This is a genomic window from Paenibacillus sp. FSL R5-0908 (assembly GCF_038006245.1).
GTDB lineage: Bacteria > Bacillota > Bacilli > Paenibacillales > Paenibacillaceae > Paenibacillus_AQ > Paenibacillus_AQ odorifer.
Genome location: NZ_JBBOUV010000001.1, coordinates 3488192 through 3505832, shown reverse-complemented (window position 1 = coordinate 3505832; position 17641 = coordinate 3488192). Strand labels below are relative to the sequence as shown.

At 41.5% G+C, this 17641-nt stretch carries 21 protein-coding genes; 3 read left to right on the top strand and 18 right to left on the bottom strand.

What is annotated here, in order from left to right:
* The gene (locus MKZ09_RS15980) at positions 1-327 is read left to right on the top strand and encodes a winged helix-turn-helix transcriptional regulator (RefSeq protein ID WP_036686688.1); all 327 of its coding nucleotides are present in this window, start codon (positions 1-3) and stop codon (positions 325-327) included.
* A 77-nt stretch (positions 328-404) separates the two neighbouring features.
* On the opposite strand, the gene MKZ09_RS15975 is transcribed toward MKZ09_RS15980, so the two are convergent.
* From MKZ09_RS15975 to MKZ09_RS15925, 11 genes are all read right to left on the bottom strand, one after another.
* A complete protein-coding gene (locus MKZ09_RS15975) occupies positions 405-1289 on the bottom strand; it encodes an ABC transporter permease (protein ID WP_076205843.1) in 885 nt (294 codons plus the stop codon).
* The gene (locus MKZ09_RS15970) at positions 1286-2278 is read right to left on the bottom strand and encodes an ABC transporter ATP-binding protein (RefSeq protein WP_076135189.1); all 993 of its coding nucleotides are present in this window, start codon (positions 2276-2278) and stop codon (positions 1286-1288) included. The genes MKZ09_RS15975 and MKZ09_RS15970 overlap by 4 nt, the downstream gene beginning before the upstream one ends.
* Positions 2278-3363 (bottom strand): DUF4179 domain-containing protein, encoded by a 1086-nt coding sequence (locus tag MKZ09_RS15965; protein WP_076135191.1) that lies wholly within the window; start codon positions 3361-3363, stop codon positions 2278-2280. Before MKZ09_RS15965 ends, MKZ09_RS15970 begins: the two co-directional genes overlap by 1 nt.
* Before the next feature lie 46 nt (positions 3364-3409).
* The gene (locus tag MKZ09_RS15960; RefSeq protein ID WP_076135192.1) at positions 3410-3928 is read right to left on the bottom strand and encodes a sigma-70 family RNA polymerase sigma factor; all 519 of its coding nucleotides are present in this window, start codon (positions 3926-3928) and stop codon (positions 3410-3412) included.
* Positions 3929-4048: 120 nt separating this feature from the next.
* Positions 4049-4366, bottom strand: a complete 318-nt coding sequence (locus tag MKZ09_RS15955) for a hypothetical protein (protein ID WP_076135194.1) — start codon at positions 4364-4366, stop codon at positions 4049-4051.
* A gap of 144 nt (positions 4367-4510) precedes the next feature.
* A complete protein-coding gene (nagE, locus tag MKZ09_RS15950) occupies positions 4511-5965 on the bottom strand; it encodes an N-acetylglucosamine-specific PTS transporter subunit IIBC (RefSeq protein WP_076135196.1) in 1455 nt (484 codons plus the stop codon).
* A 47-nt stretch (positions 5966-6012) separates the two neighbouring features.
* Positions 6013-6519, bottom strand: a complete 507-nt coding sequence (locus MKZ09_RS15945; protein WP_076126158.1) for a PTS sugar transporter subunit IIA — start codon at positions 6517-6519, stop codon at positions 6013-6015.
* Positions 6520-6541: 22 nt separating this feature from the next.
* Positions 6542-7414 carry a PRD domain-containing protein gene (locus MKZ09_RS15940; protein WP_076126156.1) on the bottom strand — a complete coding sequence of 291 codons (873 nt, stop codon included), beginning with the start codon at positions 7412-7414 and terminating at the stop codon, positions 6542-6544.
* 213 nt (positions 7415-7627) lie between these two features.
* On the bottom strand, positions 7628-8011 hold the full coding sequence (locus MKZ09_RS15935) for a DivIVA domain-containing protein (RefSeq protein WP_076135198.1): 384 nt from the start codon (positions 8009-8011) through the stop codon (positions 7628-7630).
* 93 nt (positions 8012-8104) lie between these two features.
* On the bottom strand, positions 8105-8464 hold the full coding sequence (locus MKZ09_RS15930) for a helix-turn-helix transcriptional regulator (protein WP_036686667.1): 360 nt from the start codon (positions 8462-8464) through the stop codon (positions 8105-8107).
* Positions 8465-9132: 668 nt separating this feature from the next.
* Positions 9133-9702 carry a GNAT family N-acetyltransferase gene (locus MKZ09_RS15925; RefSeq protein ID WP_076135199.1) on the bottom strand — a complete coding sequence of 190 codons (570 nt, stop codon included), beginning with the start codon at positions 9700-9702 and terminating at the stop codon, positions 9133-9135.
* Positions 9703-9859: 157 nt separating this feature from the next.
* On the opposite strand from MKZ09_RS15925, the gene MKZ09_RS15920 reads away from it, so the two are divergent.
* On the top strand, positions 9860-10750 hold the full coding sequence (locus MKZ09_RS15920; RefSeq protein WP_076135201.1) for a GNAT family N-acetyltransferase: 891 nt from the start codon (positions 9860-9862) through the stop codon (positions 10748-10750).
* Between the two features lie 36 nt (positions 10751-10786).
* Here the strand turns inward: MKZ09_RS15920 and MKZ09_RS15915 are convergent, their stop codons facing one another.
* From MKZ09_RS15915 to aroC, 6 genes are all read right to left on the bottom strand, one after another.
* Positions 10787-11725 carry a GNAT family N-acetyltransferase gene (locus MKZ09_RS15915; protein ID WP_076205841.1) on the bottom strand — a complete coding sequence of 313 codons (939 nt, stop codon included), beginning with the start codon at positions 11723-11725 and terminating at the stop codon, positions 10787-10789.
* A gap of 100 nt (positions 11726-11825) precedes the next feature.
* Positions 11826-12416, bottom strand: coding sequence for a LuxR C-terminal-related transcriptional regulator (locus tag MKZ09_RS15910; RefSeq protein WP_341041893.1), 591 nt, complete (start codon positions 12414-12416; stop codon positions 11826-11828).
* A gap of 202 nt (positions 12417-12618) precedes the next feature.
* Positions 12619-12957: a hypothetical protein gene (locus MKZ09_RS15905; protein WP_179089577.1), complete on the bottom strand. Its 339-nt coding sequence runs from the start codon at positions 12955-12957 to the stop codon at positions 12619-12621.
* A 61-nt stretch (positions 12958-13018) separates the two neighbouring features.
* Positions 13019-13213, bottom strand: coding sequence for a hypothetical protein (locus MKZ09_RS15900; protein ID WP_076135207.1), 195 nt, complete (start codon positions 13211-13213; stop codon positions 13019-13021).
* Between the two features lie 33 nt (positions 13214-13246).
* Entirely contained in the window at positions 13247-14104 is an 858-nt protein-coding gene (locus MKZ09_RS15895) for an NAD-dependent epimerase/dehydratase family protein (RefSeq protein WP_076135208.1), read from the bottom strand.
* 160 nt (positions 14105-14264) lie between these two features.
* Positions 14265-15320 (bottom strand): chorismate synthase, encoded by a 1056-nt coding sequence (gene aroC, locus MKZ09_RS15890; RefSeq protein WP_076205839.1) that lies wholly within the window; start codon positions 15318-15320, stop codon positions 14265-14267.
* Between the two features lie 104 nt (positions 15321-15424).
* Here aroC and MKZ09_RS15885 point away from each other — a divergent pair, with 104 nt between their 5' ends.
* Positions 15425-16324: a LysR family transcriptional regulator gene (locus MKZ09_RS15885; RefSeq protein ID WP_256715110.1), complete on the top strand. Its 900-nt coding sequence runs from the start codon at positions 15425-15427 to the stop codon at positions 16322-16324.
* Positions 16325-16988: 664 nt separating this feature from the next.
* Here the strand turns inward: MKZ09_RS15885 and MKZ09_RS15880 are convergent.
* Positions 16989-17573 (bottom strand): general stress protein, encoded by a 585-nt coding sequence (locus tag MKZ09_RS15880; protein WP_076205837.1) that lies wholly within the window; start codon positions 17571-17573, stop codon positions 16989-16991.
* Positions 17574-17641 lie beyond the last annotated feature (68 nt).

Here is a 17641-nt window from a genome sequence, read left to right as displayed (position 1 = left end):
ATGAATGATTTCAACATGTGTCCTCGCTTTGAAAAAGCGGTAGACTTGCTAAGTAAACGTTGGGTCGCGCTTATTGTTTTCGTGCTTATGCCAGGACCACGCCGTTTTGGTGAAATTGAGAGCTGTCTGTCCAATCTCAGTGGCAAGGTGTTATCTGACCGATTGAAGGAAATGGAAACCGAAGGCATTATAGAGCGAACTGTATATCCCGAAATGCCAGTACGTATTGAGTACTCTCTAACTCCAAAAGGCACAGCGCTTGCTCCTATACTTGGTGAAATTGGAAACTGGTCTACCGAATGGATTGAGCTTGGTATTAAGAAATGATTCCCGCTACACAACTCAAAGAGCCCTAAATGTCCCGATCAGGAGACAAGAGGGCTCTTTTTGGATTAACATCCCCTTTATAAGTCTTTTCGCTCGAAGCGAAGTAGACCTATAACAAAAGCTAACAGGGTATATCCTATCGCATAAAAAATAAACATATTTGACGGAACCGTATTAAAATCCAGCAATCCATTCATGCTGCCGAACAATCCCATCATTCCACTCATTTCATTAGCGCTGAACAGGACGGCGGTCATTTTCCGCTGTAAACCATCCACTGGCATAAGCAGTGCCATCATTCCTGACAAATTATTTAATGTGTCAAGAACATCGGGTTCTAATCTCAGCGATCCTCCGATCTTATCAATCATCCCGCCTAACCAGCCTGCCCCATATAACATTGTCATAAAGACACCATTCCCCACTGCTGAGAAGAATCCAGAACCCAGCATAGAAATCGTAATTAGCAAAGGCACTACAGAGGAGAATAACAAAAATGATTTCAATAGGACTACGGCATCTCTAGGAACGGTGGCATGGATCTCAGTAATCCATAAAATAGAAATAAATAAAATCAGGGCATAACCGGTCCCAAGCGTCACATATCCAAGCCAGCGACCTGTGTACCATTTCCACCGCGGCAGCGGTCTTGGCAGTAAAGCCTGCATAACCCCTTGTTCCGCTTCACCTGCAATAGCTGAGAAGGAACTGAAGATCGCCAAAAAGGCGAGTACAAACGCGCCAAAAAAGAATCCAAGTGATAATATAAAAGCACCATTTGTAAAATTAGCTAAGAGATGCTCGCCACTGCTAATATCTGTTCTGTTCGGTATTCCACTTTGTCCGATCGTATTTGCCACAAACCAAAATCCTATAAGAAAGACAATGGTCATTAGCAATGTTAATACCATTACTCGTTTTCGCAGCAATTCCTTCCAGGTCATTCCTATGATTATTCTCATTCGTGTTCACCTCTGTGACTTAAGCCGGATACAGCACTCATAAACCAGTCTTCCAGACGTTCTCGCTTCCGTGAGACTTCATATAATGTCATACCCTGTTCAATAATTAACGTGTTCAGCCAGCCTACTTGCTCCTCATTCTCCAGTTCCGCTTCCAGCCAAACTGTGCTACTCTCCAATGTAGCTGGGATTGAAGCGCCTTTTTCAGATTGAGCTCCGATATCCGCTGAAACTTTGATCTGAAGTTCAGTGCTATCCTGTAACCAAGACAACAAAATAGGCGTAAAACCGCCCACTTTAAAATGCCAGCTTGTTCGCTTATTTAAGATCTCAGATACTTTCCCATGCCGCAGTATAACTCCGTTATTCAGCAGTGCCATCCGGTCGCAGAGGAGTTCAACATCCTCCAGTAGATGAGAGTTAAGAAAAATTGTAACTCCCTTCTCTTTTAGCCTCTGCAAAATATTCCGAACTTCCTGACGTCCAATCGGGTCTAGCGCCGATGAGGGCTCATCCAGAAAAACGATGGCCGGATTGTTTACAAGAGCGCAAGCAAGCCCTAATCTCTGCTGCATCCCTTTGGAATAATGTTTCACACGATCCCGTCCACGGTTTCCAATTCCAACTTCTGCTAGAAGCTCTGGAATTCTTTTGTCGGCTACAGATCGCTCTACACGGCAGAGCTTGGCATGCAGTCTTACTACTTCTTCCCCCGTAAGCCATTCTTGATAACGATATAATTCCGGTAAATATCCGATTTGGGACTTGGCTTCAAGTGAACCGATCTTATGGCCAAATAGAGTAGCACTACCCTTCGATGGACGAATGAGACCTACCAGCATTTTGACAAAGGTACTTTTCCCCGCACCATTAGGGCCGAGGAAGCCAAAGGCTTCCCCTTTCCCAACAGTAATCGTTACATCACGGCAACCACGTCCGTTATCATATTCTTTGGTCAAAGACTTCGCTTCTATTGCGGCCGCCGTCATTATTCAATCAACTCCCCTAGCTTCTCTAGAAATACAGCTTTATCTGTATACACGCTTCCTCCGTTGAAATCAAACAGTTGTCCGTTCTGTACCCAAACGGCCGAGTACACAATCCCTTGACTATATTCATTCTGATTCAGTAGAACCGTAGTATCTTTAATCTTTATTTGATCGGTATTCAGGCCTTTTACCAGTGGCAGAGGAATTTCACCCGATAAAATGCGGCTCTGCTTTAAGCTGGATTTCAGATAATCTGGCAGCAATGGAAAATCGATTATAGCTTCCAAAGCTTCATCAACCTTTATAGTTGGATCTACCGTAATTAAAGGAGTCTTCGTCTGTGTAAGATTAGCCCATTTATCATTATCCATCGAAAGATCATAATTCACGATCTCCGAAAGATCTAGTTTAATTTCTTTCCCATCTATGGCCTCTGGAAGAAGCTGTTTTGCACCCAATCTTTTCATTGCTTTATTAACTGCTTCAATATTAAGCTTCAAGGTTATTTCTTGTGAATTGGTTATATATGCGCTCTTCACATTCTCGAGCAAAGTTCCGCTTGGAAGTGTAAAACCTAGAGTCTCTTCCACCTGATCTAGCGGAATAATCCCTTTATTTGAACCAAAGGAACTTGTAAACACACCAAATTTGTTCATAGCTTCATTCATGGATTGACTTTCATTTACCTGATAAAAAATATCCCGGATATCATTTTCATTCACCACTGTAACTTCTTCCATCCGAAACTGATTCAGCAGCGATGCCATAGCCGTATTTCCTACTGGAGTTCCAAGTATAACCGCAAAGATAGCGGCACCTGCCACTGCTACTCCCCACTTACGCCGACGATTCATGCGAAGACGTTTGGATGGGCGATTTGCTGTTGGATTGTCATCCGCAGATTGAGGCTGGTCTATTTGCGGATCTGTTTTATCATCATCTTTCATATCATCCACAGACAACTGCTGACTCCACACAGACCATTTGGGACTTACAGGCTCAGACGCTAACTTGTTTTGCAATTTGACCCAGGCTTCATCTGTATGTTGATTATTATGATCTTGATTTAGCGGTTGTTTAGTCATTAGTAAACCCTCCTAAATAATTTGGAGCTTCGCTTATCTCGTTTTGTTATTCCGTCTGAGACAGTGATTTTGCTGCATTTTGTCTTAACCTCTGGGTTGCACGGTGCAGTAATGTCCCTACTACGGGAGGTCTTAGACCAAGCTCGCCTGCTATTTCCGCATAACTATAACCAGAGTATCTAAGCAGAAGCGCTTGTCTATCCCTGTCAGGCAGTTCGTTCAACCATTCATGAACATCCTCCTGATCCAGCTTACTGATTAAGACTTCCTCTCCTGAAGGAGGTGATTCCCCCACTTCGTATAGCTGTTCTTGTTTATTTTGCAGCCGCCGTTCCCTTGCTTTTTTGTCCAGATAATCATATCCAATACGAGTAAGGACTCTATGAAGCCAGGCACCGAGCGCTGCTGGATCATCTGGGGGGTTACGATACAATCTCAGAAAAACTTCTTGTGCCAAATCATCTGCTGCCGACTCATCACGAACCAAAGCGGTCAGCTTACGTCTGACAATAGGATAATGTTCATAGAATATTGCTTTAAAAATTTCAGATTCCGGAATTTCCATCTTGTAAATCCTCCTTATCAGCTGCAGCTATAAGTAAGACGACTTTCAATGCATTTTTGTATCAAGATTACGTAAAAAAAAGACAGCCCCTAAATTAATAAGGAAACTGCCTTCTAGTGTTTACCTAATTCGAATGTAACGATTAAGAATCTTTTTAGATAAAATACTCCGTTCCAGCCTAAGCTCCCAGAGCTGCTCTTTCCACTGAAACTGTTGTTCTGAATGTTCATTCTCCCGTAGCTTCTCAAACAGCTTCATGATCATTATGTTAATGGCATCAAACCTTGACCAAAGTTCTATTACACTTGCTTCTTGTGTCTGAGGACTTTCCGCTGCTGCACTAAGATTTTTTAAGCGCTCAATGATGTCAGCCTGCCACTGCCCATCTTTAATCGCCTTGGCGTAATTTAAAAGATCCAGATAATCATCGACTGACATGTGTACCGACTCCTTTGCTTACTTATACCAAGTATTATACTAGGCATTATCTATAAAGCAACCCTTTATCTCTGGACACAGCAAAAAAAACAGGACTGGTATGAGAACCAGCCCTGTTTAATGATTTCAACATGGTTAATTTAGTTATAACAGTTTTTGAATATCATCTTTAATTTGCTCTGATTTTGGACCAAATACGATCTGCACAGCCCCTTGACCCAGTCTCATGACACCGGAAGCTCCGAGCTGTTTCAATGCGGAATCTTTCACGGCTTTTTCGTCATTAACAATCAGACGAAGACGTGTGATACATGCATCGATATTGCGGATGTTTGATGGACCGCCGATGTTCTCAAGAATTTGAGCAGCTTTAGAAGATGATGAAGGCGTTCCATTACCTCCAGGTGGTGCTAACAGGCTTTCTTCCTCATCATCTTCACGTCCAGGTGTTTTTAGCTTGAACAATGAGATAATAAAGCGGAATAGTACATAATACAAGACGAAGAATCCAAGACCCACAGGAATAAGTATCCATGCATTAGTAGACAGTTTCAGGTTTACAAGATAATCGATCAAACCTGCGGAGAAACCAAAACCAAGCTTAACATCTAAAATGTACATCAAGGCCATGGAGAATCCTGTTAATAAAGCATGAACTCCGTACAAGAGTGGTGCTACGAACATAAAGGAGAACTCAAGTGGTTCAGTGATCCCTGTTAAGAAAGAAGCAATGGCAGAACCGATGAAGATGGAAGCAACCATTTTACGTTTTTCCGGTTTAGCTGTATGAATAAATGCAAGTGCTGCCCCTGGAAGCGCAAACATCATAATTGGGAAGAATCCAGTCATAAACATCCCAGCAGTTTTATCTCCAGCGAAGAAGCGATACAAGTCACCATGCACCAGTTCACCAGCTGCATTCGTAAAATCACCAATTTGGAACCAAGCAATCGTATTAAGCACGTGGTGAAGACCGAACGGAATCAGCAAGCGGTTAGCTGTACCGAAGATGAATGCTCCAACAGCCCCCAGTGACACAACCCAGTTCCCGAAGTCACTGATAACATCTTGTATCGGACTCCAGATCATACCCACAAATACAGCAAGAACCATCATAGAAGCTGCCGTAATGATTGGAACAAAACGTTTACCTGCAAAAAATCCAAGCCAATCAGGCATTTTTATATTGTGATATCTCTTGTATAAGAACGCTGCCCAAGCACCGGCAAAAATACCACCAAGCACACCCATGTTCAATACAACATCATCATTGATGAAAGAGAATTGAAGCGGTACGATAAGCAGAATCTTAGTCAGTACCATGTACGATATTACAGCTGACAAAGCTGCTACGGCGTCACCGGCAAATCCAATGGCAACCCCTACCGCGAAGATTAAGGCTAGGTTACCGAAGATCGCATTCGCTCCGGCGTTTAGAAATGGAGCAAAGTATTGATTTAGAAATCCACCAATGGTCGCTCCTAGCGGAATATCTTTTTCGTAGTTAAGCAAACCAAACCCTTGAAGAATAGCTGCCGCCGGCATGGTTGCAACAGGAAGCATTAACGACTTACCTAATTTTTGTAGAAAAGCCAACATTTAAAATCATCCTTTCGGTTCAATAGTAGTAGTGCTCTATAAACCAATTACTTTGAAGCCACGGTAAGAATCAGATCCTGTCCTGCTGTAACCTGACCATAATGTCCGCTTACTTGAGGTGGATTCTCCTCTGTACTGGTCACGATTACAGGCGAAATTGTGTCACAACCTGCCGCGCGAATTACGTCCAGATCAAATTCGATTAGAGTTTGACCTGCTTTTACTTGATCTCCAGAGGTTATATGACTGACAAAACCGTTGCCCTTGAGGCTGACAGTATCGATTCCGATATGTAATAGCAATTGCATACCGGAGGAATGTTCCAGAATGACTGCATGACTCGATTTCACGATATGAGCAACCCTACCGTCAAAAGGCGCTTTCAAAATTCCTTCAGATGGTTTTATTGCAATTCCGTTACCCATATGACCGCCAGCAAAGGTTTCATCCGGAACCTGTGCTAGTGGAACTGACTCCCCGCTGATTGGTGCCATGATTTCGATGGTATGTTCAGTATGTTTCTCTTCTTTTTTTGATTTCCATTTGGAAAACATATGCTCCACTCCTCTTAAGATGTTAATTTGATTTCACTAAGGTCTGAAATAACCGGTGCAAATGCATGGCTAGAAAACATAGTTCTTCTTCCGGAATTTCGACCTCAAGCGACCTTTGCATTACTTTACCGAGCTTTTTAGCCAGCTTGTATTCCTCTTTGTATTCTTTCTTAATATGTTTCACAAAGGGATTATCTATTAGTGATCCTTTTAAAATACGTTCCAGCGAAAAACGCAAGTGGATCATTAACCGGATATGATTCATACTGCCGTGCTCAAAAGTTATCTTTCGTTCTTGCTGAATCATGTCTAGAAGCTCATTGACAATATTAGAGGCCTTGACTAACTGACCAACCGATACATTATTGACTGCTGAATACACATGATAAGTAAGAAATCCAATCTCATCTTCGGGGATTTGCACTTGAAATTCAGCATTGATTTTCTCCGATGCCTTGTAAGCGATCTCAAATTCCTTCGGAAATGACATTTTGGTTTCTTGCAAAAACGGATTAATAATATCCATCCCGTTGCGCAGACGGTAGATGGTGAACTGTATGTGGCTCGGGAGTGCCAGATAAATCTTGTCGTTTAACTTGTCAGGAAATTGACTTTGGATATCTGCAATTATCTCATCAGTTATTTTCATTACCTTAGGATCTATATCTTCCAGCAAAACTTGATATTGGCTCCAGGCTTCGCGATCTTCTAGACGAAACAACTTCTCAATCCGAGCATCATTCCCTTCGATCACACCAGAACCCTTCACTGCAAATCCAATACCTTTGCCAATGATGACATATTCCTTCCCGTTTTTGCTTCCCTGAACCATTACAACGTTATTCCCAATTACACGCTGTACTTGAAATTGCTCGATCTCTCGCGACAAGCTCATCACTCCTCTCCCTAATTATCGTCAAATTGGAACAAAAAAAGCCAAGAATTGTCTAATGGAAATAAAGACAATTCTTGGCTCATGCCCTTAACGGTAACACGCCACTAAAATATAAATGATCATTTATGAACATATCATAATTCATGAACTGCTAACTCGTCAATGGTAAATTTAGAAATGTCAAGCGGAGCTCCCATTATCCCAAACAGCGCCTTATAAAAACTCTTCCATGCGAGGAAGCTTATCTTTAAGCTGGCGGACGTTAGTTTCAAGCCTCAGAATAACCTCTTCCAATTCTTTTGGATCAATGCCTCGGGAAACAGGAACCTGGATAATCTCTGTTTTTGTTTCTGCCTTTAATTCCCGCATTTCCAGCTGCTGCTCTTGCCATTTATCCATCAGATCAGCTATCGTCGCATAGAAACGTTCGTAATCTTTGATTACGCTGTCCAGAAATGTATCTACTTCCTCCGCATCGTAGCCACGCAGCTTCATGCTGAATTCTTTTTCATGTATGGTTAGAGCGTCTAATGTGATGCCTAGTTGACTGAACAGCTTCCGCTGTTTGTCTAACCGGCGTTTCATATGTTCATCCATCTTTTGCTACCTCCAAGTATATACTGCAATCATCCGGCAGTAACCATTATAACAGGGTGAGAGCATCCTGAAAATATTACTATAGTTGCAGTTCTAATAGTTGTCCACAACAGCTTTATTCAAAATGCCTAAGCAGCGGTCAAGATCCGTCTTTACCTGCTTTTTATATAACTTTGCTTTCTCTTCTCCATCTGAGGTGAAATGGTAAAGTACGATTTCTTGAAAATCCACTTTAGGATCATTGCCTTTCAGCTGCTTGGTTCGATATAAAATCCCTTGCTGCACCAGCTCATGCAGGGCGCGATAGATTTCACTCTGTGGAGGGGAATAACCATGGGCTTTGAAATCCCGACGTAAATCCTCCAGCATTTGATATCCGTAACCGCGGTGTTGTTCTACCATTGTTATAAGATACACTTTGATAAACGCTCGTTGAGCAATCATAAACGCCATATAAACCCTCCTCATGTTGTAAATGTTGTTGGCTAATCTTTCCTTCTATTACTCTAGTATAAGCACTATTTTCCAACTTTCACAACCTGAAATTTGGTAGAGGGTTCACTTATTCCGTTGTTTATAGATATTTGGTGGTATGTAGGATGATTTATGTTGATGTGAGTAGGGAGAGTGTGGTTTTTGTGGTTTTCTATTGTGAATTTTTCATATGATGAAAGTACGGAATAAATGGTTGTACATCGTTGATTTCGTAGAATGATCCTCGAAGAAGTAGGCCCACATACTTCTGCATGATACAAACTCCTTCTGGACCCACATGCTTCTGCACGCCCTCCCATTTTTTGTTTAATTTGATCAGTTTAGTTTGATCAAGTTTACTCGTTCGAGCCACTATCGGACCCAGTTGACCCTATTCGCTGCTTTTCCCCACTTTTCCTGTCCTATCGGACCCCATGGATGCTATTGGCATAAAAAGTAACATATATACAGCGATTCTTGAGGAATAGCTGCACTGGTGTCCGAAACTACTCTGAAAAAGCAAAAAATATGCAAATAGCGTCTTCTGGGTCCGCAAGCTTCAATAGAACATCGATCCACAAAACAAAACACAAAAAAGCGATCCTCCATGTATTGAAGAATCGCTTTCCAAGTAACCTCTCTAATCACTATTTCATAGCGTTTTTCTCCATAAATTCATCCTTCGTCAATCCAAACAACAGTAAGTCTAAATACTGTCCATTTGTATAAATTACTTTCCGGCGCACGCCTTCTTGGACACAGCCCACTTTTCTAAGCATAGCTGTTGAGGGTTCGTTACCTTCGAGCGCACATTCGTTAAACTTGTTTAGTCTAAGCTCCAAAAAAGCATACTTCAACAGGATGTTGATAGCTCTTGTCCCATACCCCTTACCTCGATGGTCTCTATCCACTTGCACGCCTATACTGAACGTACCATTTTTCTCGTCTATGCTATTAAGATTTACTCCACCCACATATTCACCATTCAGATTTTCGATCGTAAACATCAGCCGCTGTGATGAGAATTCTGCAAATGTTTCTACAAATTTTCGAGATTCAGCAATGGTAGGTGGTAGTTCAACAGTACACTCTAAAAGTCGCCGCGCTGGTGTATCGAAACGGTTGATGTAATGACCTTCCCAATCCTCTTCCTGAACGGATCTTAGTCTTATTTTCTCATCCTGCCAAAAATAATGACTGTAATCTATCTCTCTCATCTTATACCTCCGAGTTAATAATTTAGAGATTATGATAACACATCTACAGGATTATATTGGTATAGTATTTTTAAAATCAACTTTACGGTTAAAAAGCATAGTATTATATATTCATAAAATGCGAATTCCAAAATCATCTGAAATAGAGGTATATTCTATGAATGAATATCAATTGATTAGCGATTATAAACACATCGATAAATATAAGCTTAGCTTCAATTCTTTAGCCCATTCGATCTTTGGCATTGATTTTAAACCTTGGTATGAACATGGGGGCTGGAATGACAAATATATTTGTTATTCCTTTATCGATGAAGATCATGTCATTGCGAATGCATCTATTAATAAAATGACTATTCTCATCAACAAAAAAGAATACAACGCCATCCAAATTGGGACGGTGATGACACATCCTGATTATCGTATGCAAGGTTTATCCCGAAAATTAATAGACCACATTATCGCTAAGTACGAACATGAATACGACTTCCTCTACTTATTTGCTAATGAGCGCGCTTTGGATTTTTATCCTAAATTCGGGTTTGAACGCATGCAAGAAAGCAGCTTTTCACTTAACGTTGCTCATCTTAGCAATCAGCCAACTACAACCTACTCTGTGCGGCCTTTATCTATAGGTAACCCCGTTGATTTTAGCATGATCAAAAATTTTGCAGTCAAAAGAACACCAGTATCCTCCGCGCTAAGTGTGATAAATAATGAACATCAGCTGCTGTTTTATTTTATTCTTCCTTTTCATGATTCCTTTTATTATATTAAAGAGGCTGACGTTATTGTGATCTTTAAACATGAGGATCATCAGCTTCATATTTTTGATATTATCAGTACAACAAGTTTTGATATCAACACAGTATTGAAAAGCATTATTTCTCCGGAAACTGAGGTTATACATTTTTATTTCACACCAGATTATCCAATCGATCAAGTTAAGGCAGAATTAATTTCACAGAGTGAAGATACCTTATTTATACGTCCGCTATTAAAAGAACTCCCTCAACATTTCATGTTTCCTATTACCTCTCATGCCTAGTTAACGAATAAAAAGGCTGCCACCTGGCAGCCTTTCTTAATCGTGCATAGGAATATACATACTCTGTATCTCTTGTACTCCAGGGACAAATCCTAGATTTAAATAAACAGAATCCGCGTCATTACCTTCCATGACATATAACCTTAGGATCGGATACTTATCCTTCAGGAGATTAAGTCCTCTTTTCAACATCCGTGTAGCAATCCCTTTTCCTCTGTAAGCAGGTATTACACCAATACTGTAAACTGCTGCGTAATCATCTTGTAAACCCAAGAGACAATTCGCAATTAGCTGTCCCGATTTCTTATCATACACAAGCGTGGACGCTGTAAGTAATACTTCATTTGTATAATTTGGTTCTTCACTTGGGATAAAATCTTCATAAGAGAATTTCTTTCTCCTTGTTGCCTCAAGACTTCCATCAAAGCTCGCATAGTTACATTCGGCGATCTGTTCTTCAAGAATAAATCGTTTAGCGCCCATACCATTATCATCGATCTGAGGACTTTCAATCCTTAACTCTTCGTTCCATTCGACCTCAAAATGATCTGTAGGACGGTGCATCCAACGGCATCTGAACTCATCAGGCCAAAACCCTGCCCGCGCAAATAATTGAACCTGGTCTGGCAGAACCTCGAAGGTTTTTATAGGTTTTGTTCTATCTGACCAATAAATCAAAAGCTTTTTTAATAGCTTCAGCACCACAAATGTATCATTAAAAGGTGGGATAACAAATAAATGATATATCCGATTAGGCGACATCCTTACTCCACCTATTTTAGACTCGCCTTTATAGATCCAAAAAGCGTTTCTTTGGGCAGAATTGAACCTTTCTTCTTTAAAAAAACCATTATATTGCATATTATAATAAATGGAACAATACAGTCCCCATTCTTCCGACTCTGCCTTACGAATAGAATAATCATTATTTAAGTCATATGAAATCTCGTAATCAGACCATGCCATTAATTGCATTTACATTTCCCCCTCAAGTCCTATCACCTTCTGTATTCCATAGTATCACTTCTTAAAGTAAATGTTTGGTAATAAACTGTTACATTAATCTTTTGCCGATTTAAAGCCAATGCTTTTCTTTTATCTTAGAAACGGCTTGTACCCGGTTTTTAACCTCTAACTTTTGATAAATATCGTGAATATATCTTTTAACAGTTCCCGGAGAAAGGAATAATTGACGAGCAATCTGATCATTTGAAAGTCCATCGATGATGTGATGCATGAGTTCTAGTTCTCTTTTTGTAAAATGAATATTTATAGTATTGACGTTATCTATCTGCTCGCTCTGATAAGACTGAATCAATTGACTTACATAATCATGTCCGGAAGCTGCTCTCTTGGCAGTTAACCAGTGTTGTAGTAATCGTATAAGTGGTTGTCCTTCATCAAGAAAAATACGGATATAACCCTCTGGCTCAGCGAGTTCAAGGGCCTGTTCTAGAACCTCGTAGGCTTGATTATCTTTTCTGAGAATTTCATAAGATATAGCAAGTAGTAACAAGATCTCCATCTGGCTGCCAATTCGATCCGTTCGTCTAGCCTCACTCAGCAGTTTGTTCAACCAAGGTATTACCTCACTAAAAGCTTGACGTACCACCAGCATACGCGCGAGTGTGATTTGTTCGTATTCCCGGTGAACAAAATGGCTTATTTATCCGCTAAAGTATCTACCTCAGAAGTAAGAAGAACGTTGCTTCATTTTGCGTTACAAGGACATGGTTTTGTATTTTTGGCGGATCTTTTCTATGAACGGAATCATCTTAAAGATGCAAACGTGCAACTGGACAAAGCGCTTGTCATGTGTAATTCCTCGAAGCGTGTGGGTGCCAGGGGTTGTTTTGCAAGCTAAAATGTTAAAAGCAATGGGGTATGTGGAAGATGCAGCGGAGGTTTTCCAGTGACAACCATGCAACCTCATCGGAATGAGTGCGAGCCCATTTAGCTGCAAGTGTCGTTTTTCCGAATCCAGCTGAGGCGGCAATAAGCATCAATTTGGCGCGATTTTCATCCATGAGTTTAGATATTAATCTTATGCGCTGAACATAATAAGGAGCCTGCTTTGAAATGGTGACCGAGAGGCTACTATGGATTGTTGAGAATAAGTGAACACATGTTGGTTCGGTGTAGAAGAATTCATTGGAAGCTTCCTCTTTTAAAAATTCAATTTTTAACCATCTATTAAGCAATAACATAACATTCTAGCTTTCTGACGTCCAATATCCAAAAAAAAGACCGCCAATGGGCAGCCTTTTTCTAATATATTCTCGAGTATAACCAAAAAGCTGAACCCACTGCGATAATGCCTGCCATAGATACAAACAGGACATACCCTTTCTTTGTTCTTGTAACGGTGTGTTTATCATAAAACTCTGGTTTTCGAACGATTCCAAACCATAGATCAGCAATCAAATTCACGACTACTAAAGAAAAATTCTTTAATTTACTCATGTCATCTCTCCTTGTACATGTTTGGATTCATCGCTAACCTTTCAAGCTCTGAGCAAAACCTGACCTCCATGATGGGTATGATGGACTCCATCCGTAATCCATTCGAGCTTTTGTATTGGACGCCCCCCGTTCCCAGCCTTCTCTGCCCATATGCAAAGGAGGTTTAGGAACTCCCAAGGTTTCAGAAAAAACAGGCACCCAATCTATTCCTCGCGCAGGTTCATTGTCCACAATATTAACTGGACCAGAAGGCCAGTTTAGAGCAAGAACCGCCGCTTTAGCTGCATCCTCCACATGAAGGAATGACGTAACTGCTTCTGTTGCAGTCAGTCTCCCTTGTCGAATTTCTTCTGTCATTAATCCCGCAGTATCATACCACGTCCCTTGGCCGTACAACATTCCGTATCGCAAAATCACATGATTAGGAATTTCTGCAACTGCTTTTTCAAGGGAGCGAATACCGTCAATGGTTCTCATCCGGGATTCAGAAGCATTAGTATCTAATGGAGTATTCTCCGTGGCAGGTCCCTCACCAGCTTCATAAGCCCAAGAGATACTTTGGGCAATAATCTGTTTAACACCGGTTGCCATCGAAGCATCGACAATATTTCGTGTTCCTTCTATTCTTATCCTTGAATTATCTGCAAAATTCCGCTGACTTAGTGAAGTCAGCTGATGAATTACCACTTCAGGTTGAGCTGCATAAATAGCCGCAAATATAGACTCACGCTCATACACATCCGCGATTACCGCTTGTGCCCCTATGCTCTCAAGGATTCTTTTGTTTTCTTCTTTATGGGTCAGACCGATAACCTCATGCCCCGCTTGTAGTAACTTAGGAAGCAATGACCGTCCAATCACACCTGCAGCACCTGCAACAAAGATTCTCATCTATTCCCTCCATTTCGCTGTACTGTAACTATGGCATAGCTAGAGATAAAGCATAATTTGAATGATTATCCATATGATACCACATATGCAAAAAAGACTGCACCTCACAGCTTATTGCAAAGAGGTGCAGTCTTTAAGTTGTTTCATTTTAAATAGTGTTTCATCCAAAAATAGCAGCTTGTCTTTTATAAAGATCTTCTAATACTAAGCAAGCCATTGCTTCAACAACCGGCACGATTCTCGGACAAATACATGGATCATGTCTGCCCTCCGTTTTAATCTCTACTTCTTCACCATTCGTGTTTATGGTCTGTTGAGTAACAGAAATCGAGGATGTAGGCTTTACACTTATTCGAAAAATAATCTCTTCTCCTGTGCTAATTCCGCCTATAATCCCACCGGAATGGTTACTAAGAAATCCTCCCTTATTCATCGCGTCATTATGTTCACTTCCAAGCATAGAGGCCGCTTCGAATCCAGCTCCAAACTCTATTCCTTTTACAGCACCAATAGATAACATCGCTTTAGCTAACTCTGCATCCAATTTATCAAATACGGGTTCTCCAAGACCCGGAATAACCCCCCTAATCCGACACTCCACGATACCTCCGCAGCTGTCTCCAATCGAAGCTAAGTGTTCAATTTTTTTTATCATTTCAGCTCCAGCCTTAGCATCACAGGCGCGGACTGCATTTTGCTCAATAACATCTTCATCAAAGGTTTGACACTTAATCCCGCCGACCTCTTGCGTGTAGGCCAGTACCTCAACCCCTCTTCTTTCGAGCAGTTTCCGAGCGATCGCTCCGCCAGCTACTCTTGCCGCTGTTTCCCTGCCAGATGCCCTCCCACTGCCTCTATGATCGCGAATTCCGTATTTCTGCAAAAAAGTAAAATCCGCATGGCCGGGTCTAAATGAATGCTGAATATCGTTATAGGCTTCCGGTTTCATATCTTTATTGTACAGGACTACGAAGAGTGGAGTTCCGGTTGTTTTCCCTTCGAATACTCCTGATTGTATTTGCACCACATCATATTCCTTACGCGGTGAAGTTACTGAGGACTGTCCTGGTTTCCTTCTATCCATCTGTTTCTGAATATATGCTTCATCAATTTCAACATTAGGTGTAACCCCATCCACTATGACCCCAACCGCTGCACCATGTGACTCTCCAAAGGTAGTAATCTTGAATACTTCTCCAAATGTGTTACCTGCCATAATATTCAAACCTCCATTGCCGACTCTTTTATTATTTATATATCCAAATTATAATAAGATTGTTGCAATTAATGAAATCACATTTTCAATAGACTGTCATAGAGGTGATCTATATCAAATTCTTTAACCTTGAATGGTATCGCATTTTTTTATATACGGCTCGTTACAAAAATCTAACTAAAGCTGCAAATGAATTGCATATTACACAGCCATCCGTAAGTTATGCCATTAAACAAATGGAGGATTCTTTAGGTCTCAAATTATTTCATCGTTTATCTAAAGGTGTAGAGCTAACTGAGGAAGGACGGGCGTTATTGGAATATGTTGAGCCCTCTTTAGTCATGCTGGATTCTGCACAAAAGCATCTTCACAATCTAAAGCAGTTAAATGAGGGAGAGGTTCGGATCGGAGCGAGTGATTCCCTCATAAAAAATCTTTTGCTGCCGCAATTGAACGCATTCCACAAACAATATCCCGGCATACGAATTCGGCTATCACACGGAAAAACGCATGAGATCACCAAACGTTTGAAAGAAGGCGAAATAGACTGTGCGCTCGTCCATATGCCTATTGACGATCCACAATTGAATATTCAGACGCTTGCCACCCTTGAGGATTGTTTTGTAGTGGGACGAGCCTTTCAGGAACTGGCAAACCGTTCACTTACGGCAAAAGAACTTGCAGAGTTACCTTTTATTTTATTATCCCCAGAAAGCAGCACCAGACTGTTTGTTGATCATTGGTTTGCTAGTAAGGGATTGTCCGTTAAACCAGATATAGAGCTGGGCAGCATCGATTTACTCTCTGAATTCGCAAGACTTGGTTACGGGGTAGCCTTTATTAGCCGTTCTTTTGTAATTGATGAGATTCAAAAAGGAGAACTTTTCGAGTTGCAATTAGATGATCCCCCTCCCCCCCGGAATATAGGTTTCGCAATCCATCGCGATATGAGGTTATCCGTAGCAGCTGATTCTTTCGTCCGCATGCTTCGCATCCTTGATTAAGATCGTGCAGGTAGCAGCACATAAGGACACTCCGGAACGGGGCATGTGCTTAGCAACCATAAGGGCGCTGTGAACGGGGGGATTTCGTAGCAGCAAAACCGTGGGCTTATGCTCAGTAGGATAAGGACACAGAGTTCGGGTGCGCTTACGTAGCAATATAAGAACATAGTGGAACGATGCACGTATGTAATAGCAAAAGGACTCTAGGGAACGGTGCATGTACGTCAGCGGAACGATGCACCTCTAGCATAAGGACACAGTGATCAGGTACGCATACATTGCAGTACAAAGACAGCACGTGCGTAGCAGCATAAGGACACTGCGTAGCGATGCAGGTACATAGTAGCAAAGGACACAGGGGACCTTAAACGCAATATTATTCAATATTTGGAACCCTATCGGACCCCATTGCAGCTATTGGCAAAAAAAACAGCAAATTAGAGCCTCATTCTATAGAATAGCGTCCATGGAGTCCGAAATCCTGCTGCAAAGAGCAAAAATTAGCAAATAGCGTCATCTGGGTCCGTACCCCTCAGAAGAGTATGAGAAAAGGGGGATTACGGGAGGCGCGATGGACTATAAATACAAAAGGAGCGATTCTCCATTAATCGGAGAATCGCTCCTTGTAACCTTTTACCGCTTTTAAAGCAGGTTATGATAATGTTTATATTTTATCGCGGTTGTAGACATCAGCCGTCCGATCCGCTCTGTTAGCCATCGAATTTCCTAGTCTAGTGTCTTCGTTATAGATGCCTTCGTAACGCTGAGTATTCAGTGAGCGGTTACCGCGGAACACATCATGCGCTTGATAGCCGCGTCCATTATCATCGACTAGTACAAGGATTTTGCCGCTTTCCACATAACCTTCATACTCTTTAGCCTCATCCTCCGGAATACCGAGTCCGATCAAGCCGCCGACTAATCCACCTGCGCCCGCACCAACTGCTGCACCTGTAAGTGTTGCAACTATAGGCCCTGCCGCCAGGATCGGTCCAATCCCCGGAATCGCCAATGCTCCGATCCCTGCTAATAGTCCGGCAACGCCGCCAACTACACCACCTGTAGCAGCGCCTGTTGCTACTCCTTCTGGAGCTTTTGTGCCTGTATCCTCTGAGATGTTTCTAAGCTCATCACGATCACGTGTGATTACTGATATTTCATCATTACTAAATCCTTGATTGTGAAGTCCTTCAATTGCTCTGGTTGCTTCTTGTTCTGTGTCGAAAATACCTACGATTTTTTTAGTCACTTGAAGCCCTCCTTAGTAATTGTCTTCGCTAGTAATTACCCTTTAAACGGGAGACCAAACATCTAAGG